The sequence below is a fragment of the Cohnella xylanilytica genome (assembly GCF_014212175.1).
Classification (GTDB): domain Bacteria; phylum Bacillota; class Bacilli; order Paenibacillales; family Paenibacillaceae; genus Cohnella; species Cohnella xylanilytica.
Genome location: NZ_JACJVR010000012.1, coordinates 52,950 through 77,273, shown reverse-complemented (window position 1 = coordinate 77,273; position 24,324 = coordinate 52,950). Strand labels below are relative to the sequence as shown.

17 protein-coding genes and 1 pseudogene are annotated in these 24,324 nt (G+C 61.0%); 5 read left to right on the top strand and 13 right to left on the bottom strand.

Annotation, left to right across the window (positions count from 1 at the left end; genetic code table 11):
- Positions 1 to 6: 6 nt before the first annotated feature.
- A complete protein-coding gene (locus H7B90_RS04095) occupies positions 7 to 1,344 on the bottom strand; it encodes a molybdopterin molybdotransferase MoeA (protein ID WP_185134608.1) in 1,338 nt (445 codons plus the stop codon).
- A gap of 395 nt (positions 1,345 to 1,739) precedes the next feature.
- On the opposite strand from H7B90_RS04095, the gene H7B90_RS04090 reads away from it, so the two are divergent.
- Positions 1,740 to 2,969: a nitrate/nitrite transporter gene (locus H7B90_RS04090; RefSeq protein ID WP_185134607.1), complete on the top strand. Its 1,230-nt coding sequence runs from the start codon at positions 1,740 to 1,742 to the stop codon at positions 2,967 to 2,969.
- A 90-nt stretch (positions 2,970 to 3,059) separates the two neighbouring features.
- Here the strand turns inward: H7B90_RS04090 and H7B90_RS04085 are convergent, their stop codons facing one another.
- The 4 genes and pseudogenes from H7B90_RS04085 to H7B90_RS04075 form a co-directional block, all read right to left on the bottom strand.
- Entirely contained in the window at positions 3,060 to 4,820 is a 1,761-nt protein-coding gene (locus H7B90_RS04085; protein ID WP_185134606.1) for a B12-binding domain-containing radical SAM protein, read from the bottom strand.
- A 140-nt stretch (positions 4,821 to 4,960) separates the two neighbouring features.
- Positions 4,961 to 9,409, bottom strand: coding sequence for an S-layer homology domain-containing protein (locus H7B90_RS04080; RefSeq protein WP_311772682.1), 4,449 nt, complete (start codon positions 9,407 to 9,409; stop codon positions 4,961 to 4,963).
- Between the two features lie 405 nt (positions 9,410 to 9,814).
- Positions 9,815 to 10,480, bottom strand: a pseudogene (locus H7B90_RS33590) (choice-of-anchor L domain-containing protein); the annotation flags it as partial.
- Positions 10,481 to 10,865: 385 nt separating this feature from the next.
- On the bottom strand, positions 10,866 to 12,212 hold the full coding sequence (locus H7B90_RS04075; protein ID WP_185134604.1) for a GH1 family beta-glucosidase: 1,347 nt from the start codon (positions 12,210 to 12,212) through the stop codon (positions 10,866 to 10,868).
- Positions 12,213 to 12,456: 244 nt separating this feature from the next.
- Here H7B90_RS04075 and H7B90_RS04070 point away from each other — a divergent pair, with 244 nt between their 5' ends.
- Positions 12,457 to 13,311 (top strand): alpha/beta hydrolase, encoded by an 855-nt coding sequence (locus tag H7B90_RS04070; RefSeq protein WP_185134603.1) that lies wholly within the window; start codon positions 12,457 to 12,459, stop codon positions 13,309 to 13,311.
- A 106-nt stretch (positions 13,312 to 13,417) separates the two neighbouring features.
- Positions 13,418 to 14,221 carry a Cof-type HAD-IIB family hydrolase gene (locus H7B90_RS04065; protein ID WP_185134602.1) on the top strand — a complete coding sequence of 268 codons (804 nt, stop codon included), beginning with the start codon at positions 13,418 to 13,420 and terminating at the stop codon, positions 14,219 to 14,221.
- A gap of 727 nt (positions 14,222 to 14,948) precedes the next feature.
- Here H7B90_RS04065 and H7B90_RS04060 read toward each other — a convergent pair.
- Positions 14,949 to 16,103 (bottom strand): GNAT family N-acetyltransferase, encoded by a 1,155-nt coding sequence (locus H7B90_RS04060; RefSeq protein WP_185134601.1) that lies wholly within the window; start codon positions 16,101 to 16,103, stop codon positions 14,949 to 14,951.
- Positions 16,104 to 16,239: 136 nt separating this feature from the next.
- Entirely contained in the window at positions 16,240 to 16,620 is a 381-nt protein-coding gene (locus H7B90_RS04055; protein ID WP_185134600.1) for a helix-turn-helix domain-containing protein, read from the bottom strand.
- Between the two features lie 299 nt (positions 16,621 to 16,919).
- On the opposite strand from H7B90_RS04055, the gene H7B90_RS04050 reads away from it, so the two are divergent.
- Positions 16,920 to 17,123, top strand: coding sequence for a hypothetical protein (locus H7B90_RS04050; protein ID WP_185134599.1), 204 nt, complete (start codon positions 16,920 to 16,922; stop codon positions 17,121 to 17,123).
- Positions 17,124 to 17,212: 89 nt separating this feature from the next.
- Here H7B90_RS04050 and H7B90_RS04045 read toward each other — a convergent pair whose 3' ends face one another.
- The 4 genes from H7B90_RS04045 to cysT all read right to left on the bottom strand — a co-directional run bounded on the left by H7B90_RS04045 (position 17,213) and on the right by cysT (position 21,182).
- On the bottom strand, positions 17,213 to 18,325 hold the full coding sequence (locus H7B90_RS04045) for a sulfate ABC transporter substrate-binding protein (RefSeq protein WP_185134598.1): 1,113 nt from the start codon (positions 18,323 to 18,325) through the stop codon (positions 17,213 to 17,215).
- Positions 18,326 to 18,478: 153 nt separating this feature from the next.
- Entirely contained in the window at positions 18,479 to 19,543 is a 1,065-nt protein-coding gene (locus H7B90_RS04040; protein ID WP_185134597.1) for a sulfate/molybdate ABC transporter ATP-binding protein, read from the bottom strand.
- A gap of 41 nt (positions 19,544 to 19,584) precedes the next feature.
- Positions 19,585 to 20,379: a sulfate ABC transporter permease subunit gene (locus H7B90_RS04035; RefSeq protein ID WP_185134596.1), complete on the bottom strand. Its 795-nt coding sequence runs from the start codon at positions 20,377 to 20,379 to the stop codon at positions 19,585 to 19,587.
- Positions 20,376 to 21,182, bottom strand: coding sequence for a sulfate ABC transporter permease subunit CysT (gene cysT / locus H7B90_RS04030; RefSeq protein WP_221481908.1), 807 nt, complete (start codon positions 21,180 to 21,182; stop codon positions 20,376 to 20,378). Before cysT ends, H7B90_RS04035 begins: the two co-directional genes overlap by 4 nt.
- Positions 21,183 to 21,456: 274 nt before the next feature.
- On the opposite strand from cysT, the gene H7B90_RS04025 reads away from it, so the two are divergent.
- Positions 21,457 to 21,858, top strand: coding sequence for a secondary thiamine-phosphate synthase enzyme YjbQ (locus H7B90_RS04025; RefSeq protein WP_185134594.1), 402 nt, complete (start codon positions 21,457 to 21,459; stop codon positions 21,856 to 21,858).
- Positions 21,859 to 21,879: 21 nt separating this feature from the next.
- Here the strand turns inward: H7B90_RS04025 and H7B90_RS04020 are convergent, their stop codons facing one another.
- Both H7B90_RS04020 and H7B90_RS04015 read right to left on the bottom strand, forming a co-directional pair.
- Positions 21,880 to 22,515 (bottom strand): YigZ family protein, encoded by a 636-nt coding sequence (locus H7B90_RS04020; RefSeq protein WP_185134593.1) that lies wholly within the window; start codon positions 22,513 to 22,515, stop codon positions 21,880 to 21,882.
- 114 nt (positions 22,516 to 22,629) lie between these two features.
- Positions 22,630 to 24,006 (bottom strand): glucose-6-phosphate isomerase, encoded by a 1,377-nt coding sequence (locus H7B90_RS04015; RefSeq protein ID WP_373315962.1) that lies wholly within the window; start codon positions 24,004 to 24,006, stop codon positions 22,630 to 22,632.
- Positions 24,007 to 24,324: the final 318 nt, after the last annotated feature.

The following is a 24,324-nucleotide window of genomic DNA, read 5'->3' as shown; positions in this document are numbered from 1 at the left end:
GTATGTTCATGCGAGGCGGAACCACCGAACCGGCTGTCCGGCCCTCGCCCCTTGGCCTCCGGCCGGAATCTCCGCGATCGCGTTCGCCTGGGCGAACGCCCCGATATTGCCCGATTTGTCCTTGGCGAGAGGCCGGATCCGCCAGCCGTCTTCCTCCATCCACGCGAACGAGCGGATGTATCTGGGGTACGGGCAAGGCTTCCCGACCGCCTCCGACAGCGCGCCGGGGAGCCATTCGGTCGCCCAGCCCGCGCTTCCCGCGGCGGCCAGGACGAACGGCCTCGCGAGCAGCTCGAGGCCCGAGTAGCAGGCCGACGGATTGCCGGAGAGCGCGATCAGCGTGCGCGATCCCCTCGCGAACGCCGAGGTCGGAGTGCCGGGCCGCATGCGCACCTTGGTGAAAAGCGGACGGGCCCCGGCGCTCTCGGCCGCCGCTTGGACGTAATCGTAATCGCCGACGCTGGCGCCGCCCGTCGTCACGATCAGATCGGCCCGCTCCCACGCTTCCTCCAGACGCCGCCGGATCGCTTCCGGCTCGTCCGGGACGGGAGGCATCCGCCGGACGTCGGCGCCGAGCAGGCTTAAACTCGCCTCGACCATGTAGCCGTTCGCCTCGTAAATATGGCTCGGCGGCAGAGGCTCGCCCGGCAGCGCCAGCTCGTCGCCGATCGGCAGGACGGCGACCGTCGGCCTCGCGCGGACGGGAACAAGCGACAAGCCGAACGAGGCGAGCAGGGCGATCTCCTTCGCCCCGATCCGGGTTCCCCGCGCGAGGAGGCGCGCTCCTTCGGGAACGTCCTCGCCCGCCTCGGCGATATGCAGGCCCCGGACGGCCGGCCGGTCGATCCAGGCGATCCCCCCCGAGCCGCTTCCATCCTCCCCGCTTCCGCCCGGCCGCCTCACCATCTCCTGGATGATGATCGAATCGTATTCCGCCGGAACCGGCGACCCGGTGAAGACGCGAACGGCCGAGGCCGCGGCGGGAGCTTCATGGCTCTCGCGGTTCTCGCGGTTCCCCCGGTTCGCGCGGTTCCCGTCGCCGGCTCGAGAGTACGGGCGTCCGACGGAAGCGCCGGCCCGCAGCTCGGATTCGACCGCCAGACGCAAAGGGCGATCTGCGGAGGCCGCGGCCGTCTCCCCCGCGCGCACCGCGTAGCCGTCCATCGCCGCCCGGCGGAACGGAGGCATCGGGAACGGGCTGTACAGCTCGCGCGCGAGATAACGGCCCGCGGCGTCCGGCAGCCGCACGGATTCCTCGGCCGGCTCGCACGCTCGTTCGACCAGGCGGGCGACGGCTTCCTCTACGGTTACGGCGACCGATACGTCGATCTCTTGGGTCGGCATCCTAAATGCCCTCCTTCGCGGGTAAAAGAACATGAAAAGCCCGCCCCTTGCGAAGGGAGCGGGCATCGTTGCCAAGGCTCGGCACGTCGTTGTGCCTGATTCGATCGGTGTTATTTTGAGCTAACTATAGAATAAAATAAGCGATGCGATAATGTCAACAATAATAACATTTATCAGAGCCTAGCATGGTTCGATTGCTCATTTCATTTTTTGCGTAACCTTTATTGACACCAAAATAACAATTTCATATAATGCGATTGGGTTCACAATGATGTGACCGAAATAAGCCGGCGATCACAAAGAGGTGACGCCGTTTGGCAATGGGGCCGCGTTTCTTCCAGGCAGGGAGGAGTGCGGCCTTTTGGCTTATACACATTGGAGGGAGAGATGTTTGAATGGACAAAAAAGGGTTCTGGCAAAGCGGTCATAAACCTACTCTATTCAGCGCGTTCCTATACTTCGACATGAGCTTCATGGTCTGGGTGCTCATCGGCCCGCTCAGCGTCATCATCATGAAGGATTATCCGATGGACCCGGTGCAGAAGGCGAACCTGGTCGCCCTGCCGGTGCTCGGCGGCTCGATTCTCCGTCTCGTGTTCGGTTTCCTGACGGACTATATCGGTCCGAAGCGCACCGGCCAGCTCGGCCTGCTGGTGACGACGATTCCGCTCGTCTGGGGCTGGCAGTTCGTCGACTCGCTGAACGACATGTACATCGTCGCGCTGCTGCTCGGCGTCGCCGGCGCTTCGTTCGCCGCCGCTCTTCCGCTCGCGAGCCAGTGGTATCCGAAGCAGCACCAAGGTCTCGCGATGGGCATCGCGGGCGCCGGCAACAGCGGAACGGTGTTCTCGACCTTGTTCGCGAACCGGCTCGCCCAGCATTACGGCAGCTGGGAGGTCGTGTTCGGCCTCGCGCTCATTCCGATTCTGACCGTGTTCGTCCTGTTCACGATCTTCGCGAAGAACAGCCCGAACCGGCCGGCTCCGAAGAAGCTGTCGCATTACGCCAAGATTCTGAGCCAACGCGACGCCTGGCTGTTCTGCATCCTGTACAGCGTCACGTTCGGCGGCTTCGTCGGCATGTCCAACTACCTGACGATCTTCTTCAACGCCCAATACGACCTGTCGGCCGTTCGCGCCGCCGACTTCACGACGCTCTGCGTCATCGCGGGCAGCTTCTTCCGGCCCGTGGGCGGCTTCCTGTCCGACCGGATCGGCGGCGTCCGGATGCTCGCCCTCCTGTACGGCGGAGCCTGCGTCATGTTCGCCAGCGTCTCCTCGCTTCCGCCCCTCGCCATGGTCATCGTCCTGCTGTTCATCGGCATGATGTGCCTCGGAGCCGGCAACGGCGCGGTGTTCCAGCTCGTGCCGCAGCGCTTCGGCAACGAGATCGGCATCGTCACCGGCATCGTCGGGGCGGCCGGCGGCCTGGGCGGCTACGCGCTCCCGCTCATCCTCGGCAGCCTGTACCAATCGACGGGCTCCTACACGCCGGGCTTCCTCATCATCGGCGGAATCGCGCTCGCGTGTCTGGTTATGCTGTTGGTCGTTCAGAACTCCTGGAAGCGGACGTGGAGCGGCCAAGGCGGCACGGCCAAAATCGATAATCTGGGGCAAGCTTCGTAAGCCTTGCGCCATAACAAAGGGGCATCCTTCCGGCCATGCGTTCCGGATCGGGATGCCCCGTTCTTTTGCGTCGTTCAGCGAATCTCCTCTCTACCCGACCGGATTGGCCTGCCTGCGCCCTTCCGGGCTGCCCGACAACGGCAGCGCGATCAGCCGGGCCGCCGCTCCTTCTCCCCCGTACAGCGCGACCAGCGCCGTTCCGGTCTCGTACGACAGCCGCCCTTCGTCCGTCCAGGCGGCGTAATCGAACGGCAGCTTCTCGAGCGCCGCCCGCTTGGCCAGCTCCCTCTCGTCCATGCCGAGCCGGCCCGCGGCGATTCTTAGCAGCGCCGCCCATTCTTCCTTGCCGATCCGGTCTTCCCACCAGATTTTGCGCGGTTTGTACTTGTGCTGCAGGAAGTAGTCGGCCTTCAGCATCCCGAGCGCCAGCTCCAGGTCCAGCTCCGGGTTGGCGTCCGCCTGCAGGAACTCCCACAGCCGGACGAACAAATCTTCAAGCTGGTGGCCGATTCGCTGCCAGCCGCGGGCTTCCCAGTAGTCGCCGAACTTCTGGAAGAAGTCGAACGGCGACGGATACGCCTTCTGCACCAGATATTCGATCGTCCGGTCCATCCGGTGCGCGTTCCAATACTTTTCCAACACATCCTCCACCCGCTTGATCCGGACGATGTCGCCGAACGGCATCCGATCGTTGCCGAGCATCTCGTAAGGGGCGCGATCCATGAAGACGTACCCGTACTTGTCCGCGTCCAGCCTCAGTCCCGTTCCCCGAAGCATCTTGAGGAACCCTAACTGCAGCTCCTCCGGTCTCAGCTCGAACACGTCGTTGAACGTCTGGCGGAACCGGTCGTAATCCTCATGCGGCAGGCCGGCGATCAAGTCGAGGTGCTGGTCGATCTTGCCGCTCTCCTTCACCTTCGTCACGGTGCGGACGAGCTTCGTCCAGTTCTGGCGGCGCTTGACCGCGAGGTTCGTCTCGTCGTTCGTCGACTGGACGCCGATCTCGAAGCGGAAGATGCCGGGCGGCGCGTGTTCGGCCAGATAGTCGAGCACCTCGGGACGCATGATGTCGGCCGTGATCTCGAACTGGAAGACGCAGCCCCGGTGATTGTCGATAAGGAAGCGGAAAATCTCCATCGCGTAATCCCGCTTGATATTAAACGTGCGGTCGACGAACTTGATCAGCTTCGCCCCGTTGTCGATCAGGTACGTGATGTCCGCCTTCACCCGCTCCATATCGAAGTAGCGGACGCCGACCTCGATGCTGGACAGGCAGAACTGGCAGCTGAACGGGCAGCCCCGGCTCGTCTCGAAGTAGACGACGCGGTTCGGAAGCGACGGAATATCCTCCGGGAACCGGTACGGGGACGGAAGCTCGTTCAGGTCGAGCTTCGGGCGGCCCGGGTTGACGATCGTCCGTCCGTCCTTGCGGTACGCGAGCCCGAACACGAAGTGGAACTTGCGGCTGCCGGACAGCTCCCGCAGCAGGTCGCGGAACGTCTCCTCCCCTTCGCCCATGACGATGTAATCGACGGCCGGGAGCCGCTCCATCCACATCTCGGTGTCGTAGCTGACCTCCGGCCCGCCGAGCACGATCGCGACGTCGGGCAGCACCTTGCGCAGCATGTCGATGACCGTGATCGTCTCTTCGATGTTCCAGATGTAGCAGGAGAAGCCGATCACGTCGGGCTTCCTGCGATAGAGGTCCGCGGCGATCGTCATCGGCGGATCCTTGATCGTGTATTCGGCTATGTCCGCGTCGAACTCGGGCTGCGCGTACGCCTTCAGGCAGCGCAGGGCGAGGGACGTGTGAATGAATTTGGCGTTCAGCGTCGCGAGGACGACGTTCATGGCGATTATCCTTTCCGGGATGAAGCATTCTCTCTCATTGTAACGGATACCCGGCGGCGTGTAAAAAAAGAGAAGAAAGAAAGACGAGCCCGCGAGAGGCTCGTCTTCTTGGCGAATCGATGGCTATCGGATCGCTCCGGTCAGTCTGCCCGCTGCTCCCCGCCTTCCGGACGGTTCGCGTACGAGTGGTCGACCGACGCTTCCTCGATATCCGCGAACGCCCAGTAGGTCGTCGGCACGTCCTTCCAGTCGGACGCCGTCACGCCGTACAGCGGACCGCGGCCGAGCATGCGGTTGATGATCGTCACCGCTTCGGCCCGCGTCAGTTGCTTGCGCGCTCCGAAGGTGCCGTCCGCGTAGCCGGTCATGACGTCGGCGGAACCGACCGCGTCGATCGCGCCGGCCGCCCAGTGGCTGCGAACGTCCGCGAACCGCGCGGAGTCGGCGAACCCGCCCGAGGCTTGAAGGTTCAAGTAACGGGCCGCCAGAACCGCCATCTCGGCGCGAGTGATGTTGGCGTCGGGGAGGAAGCTGCCGTGCGTATCCCCCTCCATCAAGCCCGCCGCCGTCACTTGATCGATGTACGAGGCGGCCCAATGCGCGGCCTTCACGTCCGGGTACGAGGCCGGCTTCGCATCGGCTCCCGCCGGCAGGTTGCGCGCGATGAGCGCGGCCAGCTCGGCCCTCGTAATCGGCTGGTTCGGCCGGAACGTGCCGTCTACATATCCCTTGATGTAGGCCGAATGGGATTGGGTCTTCGCAACGCCGGCTACGCTAAGGGCCGTATACGTACCGGACTTCGCTCCGGCGATCTGGATTCCGTAACGACCGTCGCCCAGATCGACGATCGTGCAGGTCGCGGTGCCGGCGGTTCCGTCCTTGTATTCCGCATAGACGATGACGGATTGCAGGTAGACGTCCCGTTCCGCGGAACCCGCCGGGATAAGGCTTGCGTCGAGCGGAACGACGACCGTCGCGGAACCGAGCGAGCCGATGTCGAGCTCGACAGAGCGTCCCGCCGCGGCCGGCTTCTCGCCATTCGAGAGCTTCGCGACCGAATCGTTCGCCGCGGCGCGCTCGTCGATTTGCTGCTGCTTCGTCTTGTCTCTTACGGGAGCCAGCACGATCTCGACGTCTCCGGCGCCTCCGGCGAGCGAGCCGGAAGGAACGATCACTTGGCCTCCGGACGTCTCGATCGCGAGGTCGACCTTCGCGTCCGCGAGCTTGTCCGCGGCGCCTCGCTCCAGGACGATGCGAGTGCTCGCGACTTCGTCCTTCGCGTCGGGAACCGTAACGGTCACCCGGCTCACGCCGGCCGCCGCCGCTTCCTCCGCGATCTGCCCCGCCTGCTGGGACGTCAGCTTCAGCTCGTCCTTGGTCGCGCCCGAAGCGTCCTTCGTCCGCTGGATGTCCAGCTTCACGCCGATTCCGGTTCCTTTCGCGCTCGTCTCGGCTTGAACCGTATCCGTGCTCGGCGTCGGCGTCGAGCCGCCGGAAGTCGAGCTGCTTTTCAGAGACACGATGGTGAACGTACTGAACTTGTCGATCTTGAAGCGGATACCGGTCGCGTTGCCGGCGTCGTTCTTCACCAGCGTGCCCGCGGCGAACTCGGTCGTGCCGTCGCTGTGCGCGATGTAGATCCGCAGCTTGGACGTATCCAGGCGAGCCGGGTCGATGCCGTTCTTCGCGAACGGAATCGTCAGCGTCGTCTCGAAGCTGCTGTAGTTCGTCTCGATCTCGAGCGAGTCTCCGGTCGGAGTCACGCTCTGGCCATCATGGCTGCGCGGGATCGCTTGTTTGATCGCCTTCTTCTTCGCGTCGTCCTTGATCGGAACGAGTCGGAAGTAGAGGTCCGTCAGGTTGTTGCCGAGGCTGCTCAGCACGTCCGCCGGCAGGGACAGCGTCGCGTGTTCGGTCTCGATGTTCAGCGAGAAGCCTTGCCCGGTCAGGGCGGCTACCGAATCCGCGGGAATCTCCACGGCCACTTCGTCCGGCGCGTTGCCCGCCGGCTCGTCGATCAGAATCGTCGCCACGCTGCCGGACGCCTTCTGCACGACCTCGGCCGCTTTGGCCGGCGTCAGGACGACCTTATCGATGAACGACGTCTTGCCGGTCGAAGAGTTGGAGACGGTGACGCGGGTGACCGGGACGCTTGCCGCGGAGGCATCGTTGCCGTCCTTCACTTCGACGTTGCGGGTGTTCGACTGCTCCGACTTCGTCTCCCCGTTCGCTTTGACGACGAGCAGGAACGTCCGGTAACGGGTTTTGCCGCCTTTGGAGAGGGTCGCCGTTACGATGACGGTCTCTCCGCTCGCTTGCCGGTGTACCTTCCCTTCGATCTGCGCGCCGCTTCCCTGCGGAATTTCGACTACGGTCGGCTTGGAAGACTTCCAGGCGATTTGCGAGCCGTACTTCCCGGACGTCAGGACGTAGATGGAAGCCGTCACGCTCTCCCAGGTGTCGCCTGGCGTATAGCCGATGCTCAGTTCTTTGGCATCCTGGTTCAAATACTGGTCGTCGGTGATGTCCAGCGTCTTGACGTAAGGCGGACTTTCCAGCTTGCCGGGCTCCGTGAACGTCACCCGGATGTCCTCGTCTTTCTTGAGCACGTTATCCTCGAACGTGACGACCACCGTCGCCGGGATCGTTCCTTCGTTGACGGCCGTGCCGATCGGATCGCCCGCCTCGTCGTAGACTCGAACCGCGGTGCCGGGCGGCACGTCTTGCACCGTCAGCGTGCGGTCGAACACATTCTCTTCCAGCTTGTTGCGATTGGCGGTCGGCTTGAGGCTCTCGTCCTTGGCCGTTGCGCTAACCGGCGCGCTTTCGCCCTTGCCGGTTTCGGTAACGGTTGCCTTCACCGTATCCCCGCTCTTCAGGTCGCCCGTCAGACGGACGGTTACTGGGCCGGCCTCCGTTCCGTCGTTCGTCGCAGTGCCGATGACGTTGCCTTCGGCGTCATAAACTTTGATCGTCGCGCCTGCCGGTACGTCCTGCACCACGACCTCATCCTTGGTCGCGTTAGCCGTGACTTTGCCCGCTTCCGGCGGCGAGCTCGGATCTTGCCCCGCCGTTACGCTTACCGGCGAGCTCTCGCCCTTGCCCGGCTCAGTGACGGTTACCTTCACCGTATCCCCATTCTTCAGGTCGCCCGTCAGATGGACGGTGACCGGTCCGGACTCCGTTCCGTCATTCGTCGCTGTGCCGATCACGTTGCCTTCGGCGTCATAAACTTTGATCGTCGCGCCAGCAGGCACGTCTTGTACCACGACCTCATCCTTGGTCGCGTTAGCCGTCGCTTTGCCGGCTTCCAGCGGCGAGCTCGGGTCTTGCCCCGCCTTTACGCTAATCGGCGAGCTCTCGCCCTTGCCCGGCTCAGTGACGGTTACCTTCACCGTATCCCCATTCTTCAGGTCGCCCGTCAGATGGACGGTGACCGGTCCGGACTCCGTGTCGTTCGTCGCAGTGCCGATGACGTTGCCTTCGGCGTCGTACACGTTAATCGTCGCCCCTGCCGGTACGTCCTGCACCACGACCTCGTCCTTCGTCGCGTTAGCCGTGACTTTGCCCGCTTCCGGCGGCGAGCTCGGGTCTTGTCCCGCCTTTACGCTAATCGGCGAGCTCTCGCCCTTGCCAGACTCGGTGATCGTTACCTTCACCGTTTCCCCATTCTTCAGGTCGCCCGTCAGATGGACGGTGACCGGTCCGGACTCCGTTCCTTCGTTTGTGGCTGTGCCGATGACGTTGCCTTCAGCGTCGTATACCTTGATCGTCGCGCCTGCCGGCACGTCCTGCACCACAACCTCATCCTTCGTCGCGTTAGCAGTCGCTTTGCTCGCTTCCAGCGGCGCGCTCGGATCTTGTCCCGCCTTGACGCTGATCGGCGAGCTCTCGCTCTTGCCGGACTCGGTGACGGTTACCTTCACCGTATCCCCATTCTTCAGGTCGCCCGTCAGGTGGACGGTGACCGGTCCGGACTCCGTTCCGTCGTTCGTGGCTGTGCCGATGACGTTGCCTTCGGCGTCATACACGTTAATCGTCGCGCCTGCCGGCACGTCCTGCACCACGACCTCATCCTTCGTCGCGTTAGCAGTCGCTTTGCCAGCTTCCAGCGGCGCGCTCGGATCTTGTCCCGCCTTCACGCTGATCGGCGCGCTTTCGCCTTTGCCTGGCTCGGTGACGGTTACCTTCACCGTATCCCCATTCTTCAGGTCGCCCGTCAGATGGACGGTGACCGGACCGGGTTCCGTTCCGTCGTTCGTGGCTGTGCCGATCACGTTGCCTTCAGCGTCGTATACCTTGATCGTCGCGCCTGCCGGTACGTCTTGCACGACCACTTCGTCTTTTGTCGCATTCGCCGTGACCTTCTCCGGATCGAGCGGCGAACTTGAATCCGACGATGCCGTTACGTTTACCTTCGCGCTTTCCAGCTTATCGGACTCTTTTAATGTTACGTCGACCTTCTGCCCGTCGACCAATCCATCGTCAATCGTAACCGTTACCGGAGCAGGCTCCGCACCGTTATTGGTTGCCGTGCCAATGACGTTGCCGTCAGCGTCGTATACGGTAACCGTCGCGCCAGCAGGCACATCCTCAACCGTGACTTCGTCCGTCGATGCATTCGCAACGATTTTGTCAGCTACAGGAGAAGCGCTTTGAGCAGGCGATCCGCCTGCATCCGGAATATCATCGACATTCACATTCAGACTACCCGGATCAATTTCAGCCCCGCCTGTTGGATTCGTTAAAATAATCTTCTCCGTGTTCGAGGGAACCGGGAATTTGCATATATCCTCTCCGTCTGGGAAAGTCAGTATTTGTGGCTCAGACTCCTTACCGTCTTCGTCCACTAATATCACATCGAAGGAGACGGTTCCGTCCGTCCCTTCTTGACGTTTCACGTTGATATTAATGTCACCGCCTCCGCTTCCCGGAGGTTCCTTTGAATCGATAACGATAACACCCGGCCGGGCTTCGCGGTCGTTCATACTACCGGCTTTTATAAATACATTAGAGTCAATCGAATCATCGCCGAAGTCTGCTATGGCCAGCTTAATCGTATTCTCAACCCCCGCATGAACAGGGACAGATAAGGACATGACAACTGTCAGTCCATCCATCTGGGTATTTAGATGACCGTTTGTATTGTCAATAAAATACTCGGCATTCTGAGGTCCAATATCTCCAGATTTTGTCGGATTGCCGCCGTTTACCGTATTAATTGAGACAGGAATGTCGGTATTTGGTATTAATGCTTTGTTTGATCCATTAACATAAAACGCAAAAGTATCGTTGTAGCTCGTATTTGCATACTCGTTGTATTCATCCGACGAAAAGACGTATTGAAACGATATTTTATCCCTCGTAGGAGTAAATTTAAATTCAAGAACCGCCGCATCCTTAGTGTTTGAACTGCCCAAGTTCGAATCGCCAGGAGTTTTATTTGCAGTGGAAATCCCAGGATTATCGTTCGGACCAACCACATCCGCTGCCTTGCCCGTACTCAGAATAATCCCGGAGTCGAAGCCGATGGATCCCTTGCCCCCGGTGAAAGTTCCGAAGGCTACGTTCGCACCCGTTAATTTAATGCTTCCTTCATCCACTGCAATGCCTGAACCCACAATCGTATCTACCAATTCTTTTGCAGTGCCCGAACTCACGCTTATCCCACCATCCGCGCTTGCTCGCGCCCCTGGAAGCAATGGAAGCGCTAACGCCAGAGCAAGCAGCCAGACTGTCGCCAATCGAATTCTTTTCTTCAAAAAAAAGCCCTCCTTGTTTGTAATCCTCTTCCGTCAACCTCCAAGGCCCTTTGAATCCTCGTTGCCCGTTTCGACACTCTTCCTTTTCAAACGCCATTTTCCAACATTTCGCACGCTTATTTTATCTTTTAGCTCTTAACAATCACTGAAAACGACCTACTCCCCAACAAAAACATAGGCCTCACGACTCACCCTATCACAACTCCAGTTGCCTCAAAACGCAAAAAAACCGCCCCACCCGTCAAGGTGGAACGGTTCTTCCCGGCGCCGGCCCGGTCTCGAATCAAACGTCGAGGCCGCCGTCCGCGATGACTTTCTGAATGAAGTAGTAGCTATCCTTCGGATGACGCTCGAGCGTCTCGTAGTTCGTGTACACGATGCCGAACCGCTTCTTGTACCCCTCGGCCCACTCGAAATTGTCGAGCAGCGACCAAGCGAAGTAGCCCTTGAGCGGAACGCCGGATTCGATCACGCGATGGCATTGAATGAAGTGCTTCTTATAATACTCGGCGCGAAGGACGTCGTGAACGCGCTTGTCCGCGGTCAACTCGTCTTCGTAGCAGGCGCCGTTCTCCGTGATATAAATCGGAATGTCGCCGTACTCTTCCTTCACCCAGGAGAGCACCTTGTACAAGCCGTCCGGATAGACGTTCCAATCCATGAACGTCCGGTCGAAGCCGACCTGCACCTCTTCGCAATCGAACAGGCCTTCGCCCTTCTTGTAACGTCCGAAGCCGCCGCTGTAGAAGTTGATGCCGATGAAGTCGATCGGCTGGGACATCGTCTCCAGGTCGCCCGGCTGGATCTTCACTTCGACGCCCTTCTCGCGGAACCAGTCGACCATGAACGGCGGGTACGTGCCCTTGAAGGTCGGGTCCATGAACCACTCGTTGTAATAGGCGCGGTTGCGATGAGCGGCTGCCACGTCCTCCGGCTTCGTCGAATACGGCTCGTACCAGTACAGGTTGTGCGTTGTCCCGATCTGCCCCTTCACGCCGAGCTCGCGGAACTTCTTGACCGCCTGGCCGTGCGCGACCATGCAGTTATGGGCGACGTCCACGGCGAGCTGCAGATCCGTGTTGCCCGGCGCGTGGGCTCCGATGTAGTTGGAGAGGAACGACACGCACCACGTCTCGTTGAACGTGATCCATTGCTTGATTTTCCCGTCGAACGCTTTGAAAACGACTTCCGCATACTTCACGAACGCGTCGATCGTGTCCCGGTTCGCCCAGCCGCCCTTGTCCTGAAGCGCTTGGGGCAGATCCCAGTGATACAGCGTCACGCAAGGCTCGATACCGGCCGCGATCAGCGCGTCGACGACGCGACGGTAGTAGTCGAGTCCCTTCTCGTTGACTTCGCCCGTTCCTTGCGGGAAGATGCGCGGCCATGCGATCGAGAACCGGTAGGCTTTGACGCCCAGGTTCTTGAGAAGCGCCACGTCTTCTTCATATCGATGATAGCTGTCGCAAGCGACGTCGCCGTTGTCGTTGTTGACGACCTTGCCCGGCGTATGCGAGAACGTGTCCCAGATCGACAGCCCGCGGCCGTCCTCCTGGTACGCTCCTTCGATCTGGTAGGATGCCGTCGCCGTGCCCCAGACGAAATCTTTCGGAAAATCCAATCTAGCCAAAATAAATCCCTCCGCGAAAATCAAAGTGCTTGAAGTTCATGTAAAACGTTTTCCCTGTTTTATTGTAATTCATTTCGCTCGAAAAGGGAGGGAGGTTGTTTGTGCGATTTTGGCCACTCTTTATCTTTATTGGCCTCCATCCGACAAAGTTCGGTTCGGGTGCGCTTATCGGGAACCATTGCTTTTGGATCATGGATACGCTACAAAAGAAGGAGATGCAACGACACGATGGAGGCGACTCGAAATGGCGGATCGCGAATGGGAATGGCAACTGAACGACGGGACCCGAATGTACGCATGCGAGTGGCAGCCGGAGATTAGGCAATCCCCGCGCGGTTTTATCGGAATCGTGCACGGCATGGGAGAGCACGTCGGCCGTTACGAGCACGTCGCCCGGACGTTCGCGGACGAAGGCTACGTCGTATGCGGCTTCGATCAGTACGGACACGGGAGAACGCCGGGACGCCGCGGCCACGTGCCCTCCTACGACTCCCTGCTGGAAGGGCCGGATCGGCTTCTGCGGGAAGCGCGGAACCGGTATCCCGGCATTCCCGCGTTCCTGTACGGCCACAGCATGGGCGGCAACGTGACCTTGAACTATCTGCTGCGCCGCCGTCCCGACATCGCGGGCGCGGTCGTCACGAGCCCTTGGCTGAAGCTGTCGTTCGATCCGCCCCAGGCCCAGGTCGTCATCGGCCGGCTTCTCGAACGGGTCTACCCGCAATATTCGAATCACCGTCCGCTGGCGGCGGAACGGCTAACCTCCGATCCCGAGATGATCCGGCGGATCTCGGAAGATCCGGTCGGACACGGGCATATTACGGCGAAGTTCTTCTTCGGCGTCCGCCGGGCCGGCTTATGGGCGATCGAGCACGCGGACCGGCTGTCCGTCCCGCTGCTTCTCATGCACGGAGACGACGACAAGGTGACGTCCATCGCGGCCAGCCGCCAATTCGCCGAACGGGCGGGAACGCTCTGCTCCTTCGTCGAGTGGCCGGGATACCGCCACGAGCTGCACAACGAAGCGGGAAGACCCGCCGTGTTCTCGCTCATGAGCCGGTGGCTGGGAGACCGGGCGGCCAACCTCTCCTCCGTATGACCCGCCGCGCGGTTGTCGAAGGTTCCCGGGATGGGATACAATCGGAGAATAAGAGAATAGCCGCGCTCTTGCGTTACAGGAGTCCAAAAGGAGAGAGAACCGCACGATGACGAAATACCGTTTGATCGCGATGGATCTGGACGACACGCTGCTGACCGACGATTTGACCGTCAGCGACCGGACGGTCGACGCGATGAGGAAGGCGATCTCGCAAGGCGTTCACCTGACGATCGCGACCGGCCGCATGTTCGCTTCGGCCCAGCGCATCGCGAAGCAGGTGGGACTGAACGTCCCGATTATTACGTACCAAGGATCGCTCATTCGCAATCTCCTCGACGAAGAGGTGCTGTACGAGCGCTCCGTTCCGGCGGAAGAAGCCCGCAAGCTGTACGAGTACACCCGGAAGCACGGGCTGCATTTGCAGACCTATATCGACGACAAGCTGTACTCCTTCGACGACGGGGACAAACTGGCCGCTTACGCCAAGCAGTCCGGCATCCCGTACATCGTCGAGCCCGACTTCGACCGGCTTCCCCCGGGCAACCATACCAAGCTTATCATTATCGACGATCCGGATAAGCTGGACGCCCTGTTCCCCATTCTGAGAGACCTTATGGGGGAGGAAGTCCATATGACCAAGTCGAAGGCGAACTACCTCGAATTCCTCCACCGCGAAGGGACGAAGGGGCATGCTCTCCGCTTCTTGGCCGAACATTACGGCTTCTCCATGGAGGAGACGATCGCGATGGGCGACGCCTGGAACGACCGCGAGATGATCGAGGCCGCGGGCCTCGGAGTCGCGATGGCGAACGCCGTCCCCGCGCTGCGGGAGATCGCGGACTACGTCACCTTGGGCAACAACGAAGACGGAGTCGCCCACGTTCTCGAGAAGTTCGTGCTGAATTCCTGAGCGTTAGAAAAATGGACCGGCGATCTCGGCGATCGTCGGTCTATTTGATGACGGCCGCGCCCCTATCCCCGTCGCTCAGAACCCCCTTGTCCGGCTATGTTCGCACACGGTACATCTCGCAAATTTCCGCTTTATGCCGCTACCCCATCCGCTCCGTTAATCTCGCGGCAGCTCCCCCTAAGCCTCCGGCCTTCAATCCGATCGATCCGTAACGTTCCTTTATCCCCTTACCTCAGAATGGGCTTCCGCGATTCCTGCGGCGATTCCCGAGCGACTCCCGTGGCCTTCTCCTCTCCCTCTCTCGTAACGTCCCCTTATCCCATCCGCTCAGAATGGAATACTGCATGCTTAACATGCGCCTGCTTAACATGCGCTTGCCTGACATGCCCCCCTGAGACGCGACTCGACCGGCCTGAATGAAGGGGATAAGGGGCGTGGACATAATGGACGCAAACTTGGCCGCCGCTAGTTCAGCATTCTGAGCAGAGGGGATAGCGGCACGATTGAAGATAGGAAGGCGATATAGCCGAAAAAAAACGAAAAACCCCGTATCCCGAGAAACCAAGGAGATACGGGGCGGAGCTGCTTATTCGATCCTGACGCGGAGGGATAGCGGTACTAGGGCGATCGGACGGCTGATGCGACCGGTGGATCGACCTGCGATCCCGGCGCCCGGCCGCCCTTCCCTGAGCCGGGGGGATAGCGGCACGAGCCGCCGCGCTCCCGATTATTGCGGGCCGAGGTTCTTCTCCAGCAGAAGCGCCTTGACCGAGCCTTCCGGCCGGACGACGAGCTCCTGGTCCTTGATCTCGTAGCCCATGTTCTCGTACAGGACGAGGTTGCGGTGCACGGACTGCCGAACCTTGCAGCGGCTGAAGGAGAGGCCCTGGCTGCGCCCCTTCCGCTCGACCCATTCCACGAGCTGGCGGGCATAGCCTCTCTTCCGTCTGGGCGGAGCGACCGACAGCCGGAAGAAGTAGATCGCGTCCTCCTCGAACCGGTAACGGACCATCGCGGCGGGAATGTCGTCCTCGTACAGAATGACGGCCGATTCGCCTCCCGACTCGAGAGCCTCCCGGACGGACTCCGCCGTCTCGTCGAGAGCGCTGGACGGCGGGACGGCCGCGCGGTATTCTTCGAACGCCTCCAGCATAAGGAAGTGAACGACTTCCGCGTCTTCGGCTCCGGCTTCCCGGATCTCGACGACGGGATCCGCGCTCGGCTTCGGACGGGACCGCCCGGACGAACCGGAAGCCGAAGCGGCCGAACGCGCCGCGACCTTCGTCTCCTTCGGAGGCTCTTCGCCCGAACCTTCGCCGCCCTTCGATTCGGCGGACGAAGCCGGCTTCTCCGAATCCGAATCCGAGCCCGACTCCTCGTCATCCGGGTTCTCCCGCTCGTCAGGCTCGTCCGATTCGCCATCCGGCGAGTCGTCGTCGTCCGCCTTCTCCGCCGCCGCAGGAGACAGAGCTCCCGCGCCCTCCAAGAAGTACGCCCGGCTCGACCGGGTCATGAGCAGGACGATGCAAGCGAAGGAGAGCACCAGCTGAATCATGTTATTGAACGAGAACCACAGAACGAGCAGCGATAGCACGATGGATACCAATCTCTTGCGCTTGTTGATGAAGTAGATGTTAAGAGCGATCATCAGGATCGCCGGCGCGAAATTCAGCAGAACGATTCCGAAATGTCCGGCCTTGTATTCCTCCGGCTTCAGCCCGAACATCGAATCGATCGTCTTCTCCCGGTACCCGCTCCATCCGCTGGACAAGCTGTCGGGGATGACGAGAACGAGCAGGGCGATCGCCACGACGAACAGAATGAGGATCAGCTTGAAGACGAGCAGGAGCCTGGCGGTTTTAATACTGCTTGGCGTTGGCAAGGTGGAACCTCCTGAGAAAAAAGGGGATATCCTATTATATCCTATTCCCCGATCCGGGTCGAATGTCTTATGGAAGCGCTTCTCCCTAAACGGCAAGAAGCGTCGGCTTCCCCATACCCGTGGGCGGCCGGCGCTTCTATTCCGTCCCGCGATCCCCGAAGGAATCGCCGCTCCTCTGTTGTTCCCTCTGCCTCTTCGCCTTGAGCAGCCGGAACATCTCCAGGCTGTCCAGCAGGTGCTTCGCTTCTTCGTCGGTCAGGTCCTCGCTCTTGCCGTTGACGTAGATCCGGTTCGGCGAAGGGGACGACGCGGGAGCGGCGCGGTCTCCCGTCAGCAGCCAATCGAGGGATACTTCGTACATGCCGGCCAATTCCCTCAGGATCTCGTTGTCCGGCTGCGACTTGTCGTTCTCGTATTTGGAGATCGTCGTGAAGTCGATTCCCAGCTTGGCCGCGACCTGATTCTGGGTCAACCGCTTCCCGTTGCGGGCTTGCTTCAACCGCGTACCGAACGACATCGGCCTCACCTCTCAACATATCAGTATAAAAGATTCGCCGCTCCGTCGACAGAATGTTTGCCGATTATTCAATATTTAGGTTGAAAAAGGGATTATTTTCAAGTTACAATGATCTTAGTTGAAGATTCTTCAATATCCGTCGTCGCCTTCATCCCCCTCTACTCTGCCCAACGAAAGGAGTACGCCCGCATGGACCGACTGTCCTTCTGGCTGTGGATCGTGTTCATCCCCTGCGTCATCGCCTCGTTCGTCCTGGAATATCGCAGCCGCAAGAGCTCCGACGAAGAGGAGAACAAGCTATGAGAGTCAGCTGGCACCCGCCGGGACGTCCCCCCTACGAATCGGATTGTCCGGACGTCGAACAGCTGTTGTTCCTGCTCCGCATGGTTCAGACCGTCCATGTGCAAGGCGAGGAATATGCCCTTCGGAAAACCGGACTCGTGCTGGACGGCAACGACCTGTCCCTCTCCGTCTGGCTCGACGAGATCGCCCTCGCCGAATGAGACGGCCCGGCGCATCGGCCCCGAACGCGACGAAGAGGCCTCTCGGCCTCTTCGGTCTATCGTCGTCTATCGCGACGGAGCGTCTCCGATTATTTGCCCGCTAACACCTGATACCAGATTCCTCGTTCGGAATACAGCTTGTCGCGGACTTCGTTCCAGCCGCCGAGGTATTCGATGTCGAACAAGCCCTTCGGCTGGGGGAACTTGCCCGCGAATTGCTTCTCAACCGCCGGCAAAACCGGACGGAAGCCGTGCTTCGCGAAGATCTCCTGCGCCTTCTGTCCGTGAAGATACGCCACGAACGCTTCGGCGGCTTTGCGCACGCCATGCTTGTCGGCGTTGACGTCGACGACAGCCGCCGGATTCTCGATCCGAATCGTGCGGCTCGGCGTGACGATCTCGTAATGGACGCCCTGCGCGATCCGGGCGAGAAGCTCGTTCTCGTACGTGACGATGACGTCCCCGACGCCGTATTCGAACGCGGCCATCGATGCCCGGCCGCTCTTGTCCATCGACTCGATGTTGTCGTGGACCGAAGCGAGGAACGTCTTCGCCGCCGCCGGGTCCTTCGCCCCCGTCCGCTCCTCCGACATCTTCAGGCCCGCGCCGTAGATCGCGTTGATGTCCCACTGAGCCCCTCCGGACGTCTGGGGGTTCGGGTACAGCACCTTGACCCCGGGCTTGGCCAGGTCTTCGAAGTCGCGGATGCGAAGCGGGTTGCCTTCCCTCGTCCCCATGACGACGATCGATCTCGTCACCATGCCGCCGTCCGCGCCGGCCTTCCAATCTTCCTTGATGAGGCCGGCCTTCTTCACCTTGTCGATGTCGCCTTCCATCGACAGCACGGCGACATCGGCCTCGAAGCCGCCCGCGATGGCGCGGGCCTGCGTGCCGGACGCTTCGTACGACTCCTGGAACTTCACGTCTTGTCCCGTCTTCGCCTTCCATTCCTCCCGGAAGGCCGGCAGAATCTCCTGCAGCGCGTCCTTGGCGACCGAGTAGGCCCCGATGACAAGCGTAATGCTCGATTTATCGCCGTCGGACGAGCCGGCTCCCGGAGAAGCGGACGCTCCCTCCGTCGGCTGCGCCGTTCCCCCGTTCCCTCCGCACGCGGTCACCAGCATGGCGAACGCCAGCCATCCGGCGAAGCCGGCCAGCAGCGCTCTCCATCGTCCGGCGTGTTGTCGGTTCCCCGATCTCATCTCGTATGCCCCCCTGCGGTGCCTTCGTAGGCTCCCACTTCTCGCGCTTCTCGCGCGCAGGGACAGCCCGGCGCGCGGACTGTCCCTGCCTTCCCTCCGCGGCCAGGCCGCCTCCATCCGTTCGAGACCGCGGGCCGCGATCCGTCCGCTCGATTAGATATGGACCGGCAGCGGATCGACCTTCAGCTTGTTCTCGGTTACCCAGCTGTCGTTGTCGTTGAACAGGTACGCCCGGTGCACGAGGACGTGCACCTCGTCGCCCAGCTGCAGAACCGGCTTCTCCAGCGAACGGTACGTGACGAGCTTGATGTCGCCGATCTGGATCTCGACCAGCCACTCGCTGCCGCGGAAGTGGATATGGCTCACCCTGCCCGTCTCCGTCGCGGACAGCAGCGTGAACTCGTTCTCCTTGCCGACCTCCACGTACTCCGGCCGGATCAGTCCCTTCGTTCCCGGCATCGCGGCCGCATCCGCGAATCCGCGCAGCTTCCCGATATCCTCGATCAGCGTGGATTCCCCGATGAAGGACGCGACGAACGGCGTCTGCGGGTCCTTGTAAATCTCCCAAGGGGTTCCCTTCTGCTCCAGTCGTCCCTTGTTGATGATCATGATCTGGTCGGCCACTTCGATCGCTTCGTCCTGGTCGTGGGTGACGAAGATCGACGTGATGCCGAGCCGGTCGATCATCTCGCGCAGCCACGAGCGCAGCTCATGCCGGATCTTCGCGTCGATCGCGGCGAACGGCTCGTCGAGCAGCAGCAGCTGCGGCTCGGGAGCGAGCGCGCGGGCGAATGCGACGCGCTGCCGCTGGCCGCCGGACAGCTGGTGCGGATAGCGCTTCTCGAAGCCGGACAGCCCCGTCAGCTCCACGAGCTCGGCGATGCGCTCCTTGATGCGCGCCTTCGGCCACTTCTTCACTTCGAGGCCGAACGCGATATTCTCCGATACGGTCATATGCTTGAACAGCGCGTAGTTCTGGAAGACGAAGCCGATCCCCCGCTCCTGCGGAGGCAGGTCGTTCACCCGCTTGCCGTGGAACACGATATCGCCCGTATCCGGCGTCTCCAGTCCCGCCAGCATGCGGAGAATGGACGTTTTGCCGCCGCCGCTCGGTCCCAGCAGGCCGATCAGCTGGCCTTTCTCGATGCTGAACTCCACGTCCTTGACCGCTTGGAACTCGCCGAACTTCTTGTTTAATCCCCGCACCTCTACGTGCATGTCATAGCCCCCTTATCGGATCCTCGATATTCCGCTTCCGCCTAACTCTCCCTGCGGGATTTGGCCCATTCCATAAACAGAAGCAAAGCGACGGAGCACGCGGCCAGAACGAGCGCCACCGAGTTGGCTGCCGTCAGATTGAAGTTCTCCACGTCTTGATACACGAGCGTCGTCGCCGTCTGCGTCTTGAACAGGATGTTCCCCGACACGACGAGCACGGCCCCGAATTCGCCCAGCGTCCGGGCGACGGTCAGCACGACGCCGTAGACGACGCTCCAGCGGATCGAAGGCCAGGTCACTCTCCAGAACGTCGTCCAAGGATACGCGCCGAGCATATGCGCCGCTTCCTCCTGCGAGCTGCCGATCTCCTGCAGAACCGGCATCACCTCGCGGATGACGAGCGGGAACGTGACGAACAGCGTGGCGATCACCATGCCCGGCAGCGCGTAGACGATGTCGATGCCGGCTCCGCTAAGCAGCGAGCCCAGCGCCGTGTCCGGCCCGACCAGCAGGACGATCATGAGGCCCCCGATGACGGGCGACACCGCGAACGGCAGGTCGACGACGCTGTTCAGAATTCGCTTCAGCTGCGGGCCGAGCCAATTCGCGCGAACGAGGTACAGCGCCAGCATGACGCCGAACAGCGTGTTGACGACCGTGACGATGACGACGATGATCCCCGTCATCATGAGCGCGTGAAGCGCCTCGGGCCGGGTCACCCCGTTCGCGAAGCCGCTCCAGCCGTCTTCCCAGGCTCCCGCCGCGATGCGAACGACCGGCGCGCCGAGCAGCAAGGCGAAGACGATATACGTAAGTCCGATCCATAGTCTTCTCATCGTCCCGTCCTCCTGGCTTGCACGTAGCTCACGAGCCACAGGATGACGAACGACAAGGTGAGCAGCAGCACCGAGACGGCGGCCGCCCCGGCGGGATTGTCGCTCTCGATCTGGCCGAAGATATAGACGGAAGCGACGAGCGTCCTCCCCGGTATGTTGCCGGCGACGAGAACGACCGCTCCGAATTCCGCCAGCGCCCGGGAGAACGCCAGCATCGCTCCGCTTAGAATGCCCGGCATCATCGCGGGAAGAATGACGCGGAAGAACGTCTTCGCCTTCGAAGCGCCCATCGTGTACGCCGCTTCTTCTTCCGAGGCGTCCATCTCCTCCAGCAGCGGCTGCACCGCCCGGATGACGAACGGGAACGTGACGAAGATCATCGCGATGACGATGGCCGGTTCATGGAACAGAATCGCGAAGCCGAGCGAATCCGCCCACTGTCCGACTTCGCTGCGCGGCCCGAGCAGCAGCATGATCATGAGGCCGACGACGGCGGTCGGCAGCGCGAACGGCAGGTCGACGAGGCTGTTGAGCAGCTGCCGGCCGGGGAACCGGTACCGGATCAGCACCCAGCCCGCCATCGTGCCGATCAGCACGTTGATGACCGTCGCGATCAAGGCGAGCTTCACGGTCAGCATGACGGCCTTCCAGGCGAGCGGCTCCGTCAGATTGCTGACGAACTTCGGCCAGCCGTCGGACAGCGATTGTCCGTAAATGCCGAGAATCGGAAGAACGATAAGAATGACGAAATAAAGCATGACGGTGCTGCGGAATCCCCAGCTCCACCATCGGCTCTGCAGCATGTTGGTCACGTATGCGAACCTCCCGGGATGTTGGGCCCATCAATATAATTCCTATTAAATTAGTCGGTATTGCTACTTTAGCAGAAAGATGGCTTCTCCGTCAATCCGAAAAAGTCGAATTCAAGCCCATTTATCAATAATCTTTATATAGCCTATACAAGAGAGTGATGAACGGTTCGCGCGAATGCGGGGCATTTGTTCGGGGTGGAGTCCCTTCGGTATAATAATGAAAATAAATCGGCGTTCATACGCTGCAGAGGAGGTTGTCTATATCATGCTGCATAAGGAACGGATTCGTACGTCCGGACGCGACGAGATGATCGACGTCACGAGGCAGGTCGCCTCCGCCGTCTCCCGGTCGGGAGTCGACGAAGGGATCGCGCTCGTCTATTGTCCGCATACGACGGCGGGAATCGCCATCAACGAGAACGCCGATCCCGACGTCAAGCGGGACGTGCTCATGAGGCTGGACGAGGTGTACCCTTGGGAGCATCCCAAGTATCGCCACGCGGAAGGCAATACGGCATCCCACCTGAAGGCGATCACGACCGGGACGTCCCAGACCGTCATCGTCTCCGGCGGGAGACTCGTGCTCGGCCGGTGGCAGGGCATCTACTTCTGCGAATTCGACGGGCCGCGGGAGCGGGAGTTCTACGTGAAGGTTATCAAAGGATAAGCTTGCCGGCCAACTCTTGCTCTATTCGCCCTCGATGAAGTATTTCTCTTCCCCTCGTTCGAGAACGGCCTGGCCTTGGGTCAGATCGGTGATCCAGGCGGCGAAGCGCTCGGCCTCGCCGACCTCCGGCAGGCAGACGACGCGGACCCGATCGGTGAACGACACGTCGCCGACCCGGGCGTTCCGGCCGCGCAGCTCGTTCTCGAGCTTGCCGTACCACGTGTAGTCGACGTCCACGATAATCTCCTTGTGCAGAACGCGGACGATCGGCTGCGCGGCGTCGGTTCCCGCGACCGCGCCGTCCGTGTACGCGCGCACGAGTCCTCCCGCTCCGAGCATGATTCCCCCGAAGTAGCGGGTGACGACGACGACGACGTTTTTGAGACCGCGGTTCTTGATGACCTCGAGAATCGGCTTGCCCGCCGTTCCGCTCGGCTCCCCGTCGTCCAGCGCCTTCTGGTGCTCGTCCCGCTCCCCGACGACGTAGGCGGAGCAGTTGTGCGTCGCGTTCCAGTGGCGCTTCTTGATCTCTTCGACGAAGGCGACCGCTTCCTCTTCGCTCTCGACCGGCTTGGCGTGACCGATGAATCGCGACTTCTTGATGACGATCTCGCTCTCTCCGTATTGTCTTACCGTTGCGTATCTGGGCAGCCTCATCGGATCATTCCTTCTCCTTTTCCGTCTCGGGTTGTATCAAGAGAAAAAGCCCCCGAATCCGCGAGAAGCGGACCGAGGGCCGGGTTCGCCGCGAACGAGCCGTCCGGACGAGGATTACAGGCGAGCTTCCAGCTCTTTCTTCTTCTCTTCGAAGCCCGGCTTGCCGAGCAGCGCGAACATGTTGACCTTGTAGGCTTCGACGCCCGGCTGGTCGAACGGATTGACGCCCAGCAGGTAGCCGCTGACGCCGCAGGCGATCTCGAAGAAGTAGACGAGCTTGCCGAACGAGCGCGGGGACATGTCCGGAATGTTCACGACGAGGTTCGGAACGTTGCCGTCCGTATGCGCCAGGATCGTGCCTTCGAACGCCTTCTTGTTGACGAAGTCGACCGTCTTGCCGGCCAGGAAGTTCAGGCCGTCCAGATCGTCCGGATCGCTCTTGATCGTGATCTGCTCGTTCACTTCGCCGACTTGGATGACCGTCTCGAAGATGATGCGGTTGCCTTCCTGGATGAACTGCCCCATGGAGTGCAGGTCGGTGGAGAAGTCGACGGACGCCGGGTAGATGCCCTTGTAGTCCTTGCCTTCGCTCTCGCCGTACAGCTGCTTCCACCACTCGGACACGAAGTGCAGGCCCGGCTCGTAGTTGACGAGAATCTCGACCGTCTTGCCCTTGCGGTACAGCGCGTTGCGGATCGCCGCGTATTGATAAGCCGGGTTCTCGCTGACGCTGGCGTTATTGTACTCGGTGGCGGCGTCTTGCGCGCCCTTCATGATCTCTTCGATGTCGATGCCCGCCGTCGCGATCGGCAGCAGGCCGACCGCCGTCAGCACGGAGTAGCGGCCGCCGACGTCGTCCGGAATGACGAACGTCTCGTAGCCTTCTTCGTCCGACAGCTTCTTGAGCGCTCCGCGCGCCTTGTCCGTCGTGGCGTAGATGCGCTTCTTCGCTTCTTCCTTGCCGTATTTGTTCTCCAGAGCCTCGCGGAAAATGCGGAAGGCGACGGCCGGCTCGGTCGTCGTGCCGGACTTGGAGATGACGTTGATCGACCAGTTCTTGCCTTCGAGCGCCTGGAGCAGATGGGTCATGTAGGTGGAGCTGATGTTGTTGCCGGCGAAGAAAATTTGCGGCGTCTTGCGCTGTTCCTTCGACAGCGTGTTATAGAACGAATGCGACAGCATCTCGATCGCGGCACGGGCGCCGAGATAGGAGCCGCCGATTCCGATGACGACGAGGGCGTCGGAGTCGGATTGGATCTTCTTGGCCGCTTGCTGGATGCGGGCGAACTCTTCCTTGTCGTAATCGAACGGCAGGTTGATCCAGCCCAGGTAGTCGGAGCCCGCTCCCGTTCCGTTATGTAGCTGCTCGTGCGCCAGCTTGACGGCGGAGGCCAGGTTGTCGATCTCGTTCTGCCCCACGAACTTCAGGGCCTTGGAATAGTCGAAGCGAATGCTTTGGCTCAATTGAACAATCTCCCTTCGTTTAGCCATTTCTGTCGATGACCGTAGCTTTAGAATACTTAAAAAATGTTCCCGGCACAAGCTTTCGCGCCCATGTCAAGATCCGCCATAGACCCCGTTTATGGCGGCGATAGACTGCGTAAATATGGAAGCGGTTTATCGGGGAGGCGGCGCCCGTTTGCTCCGGTTCGTATCTAATCGCAAGAAGGGGAGGGGGCGGCTTCGACGGTATTTTAACTGACGATTCTTCCGTTACAGCTCCCAATCTTCGCGTTTGCTTCGGTCTAACTGACGATTCTTCCGTTACAGCTCCCAATCCCCGCGCTTGCCTCGCTTTAACGGACGATT

Coding starts and splice junctions, on each gene's coding strand:
- H7B90_RS04095 (WP_185134608.1), bottom strand. CDS start 1,344: ATGCCGACCCAAGAGATCGACGTATCGGTCGCCGTAACCGTAGAGGAA.
- H7B90_RS04090 (WP_185134607.1), top strand. CDS start 1,740: ATGGACAAAAAAGGGTTCTGGCAAAGCGGTCATAAACCTACTCTATTC.
- H7B90_RS04085 (WP_185134606.1), bottom strand. CDS start 4,820: ATGAACGTCGTCCTCGCGACGCTGAACGCCAAATTCATTCACACGTCC.
- H7B90_RS04070 (WP_185134603.1), top strand. CDS start 12,457: ATGGCGGATCGCGAATGGGAATGGCAACTGAACGACGGGACCCGAATG.
- H7B90_RS04065 (WP_185134602.1), top strand. CDS start 13,418: ATGACGAAATACCGTTTGATCGCGATGGATCTGGACGACACGCTGCTG.
- H7B90_RS04055 (WP_185134600.1), bottom strand. CDS start 16,620: ATGTCGTTCGGTACGCGGTTGAAGCAAGCCCGCAACGGGAAGCGGTTG.
- H7B90_RS04050 (WP_185134599.1), top strand. CDS start 16,920: ATGAGAGTCAGCTGGCACCCGCCGGGACGTCCCCCCTACGAATCGGAT.
- H7B90_RS04045 (WP_185134598.1), bottom strand. CDS start 18,325: ATGAGATCGGGGAACCGACAACACGCCGGACGATGGAGAGCGCTGCTG.
- H7B90_RS04040 (WP_185134597.1), bottom strand. CDS start 19,543: ATGCACGTAGAGGTGCGGGGATTAAACAAGAAGTTCGGCGAGTTCCAA.
- H7B90_RS04035 (WP_185134596.1), bottom strand. CDS start 20,379: ATGAGAAGACTATGGATCGGACTTACGTATATCGTCTTCGCCTTGCTG.
- cysT (WP_221481908.1), bottom strand. CDS start 21,182: ATGCTGCAGAGCCGATGGTGGAGCTGGGGATTCCGCAGCACCGTCATG.
- H7B90_RS04025 (WP_185134594.1), top strand. CDS start 21,457: ATGCTGCATAAGGAACGGATTCGTACGTCCGGACGCGACGAGATGATC.
- H7B90_RS04020 (WP_185134593.1), bottom strand. CDS start 22,515: ATGAGGCTGCCCAGATACGCAACGGTAAGACAATACGGAGAGAGCGAG.
- H7B90_RS04015 (WP_373315962.1), bottom strand. CDS start 24,006: ATGGCTAAACGAAGGGAGATTGTTCAATTGAGCCAAAGCATTCGCTTC.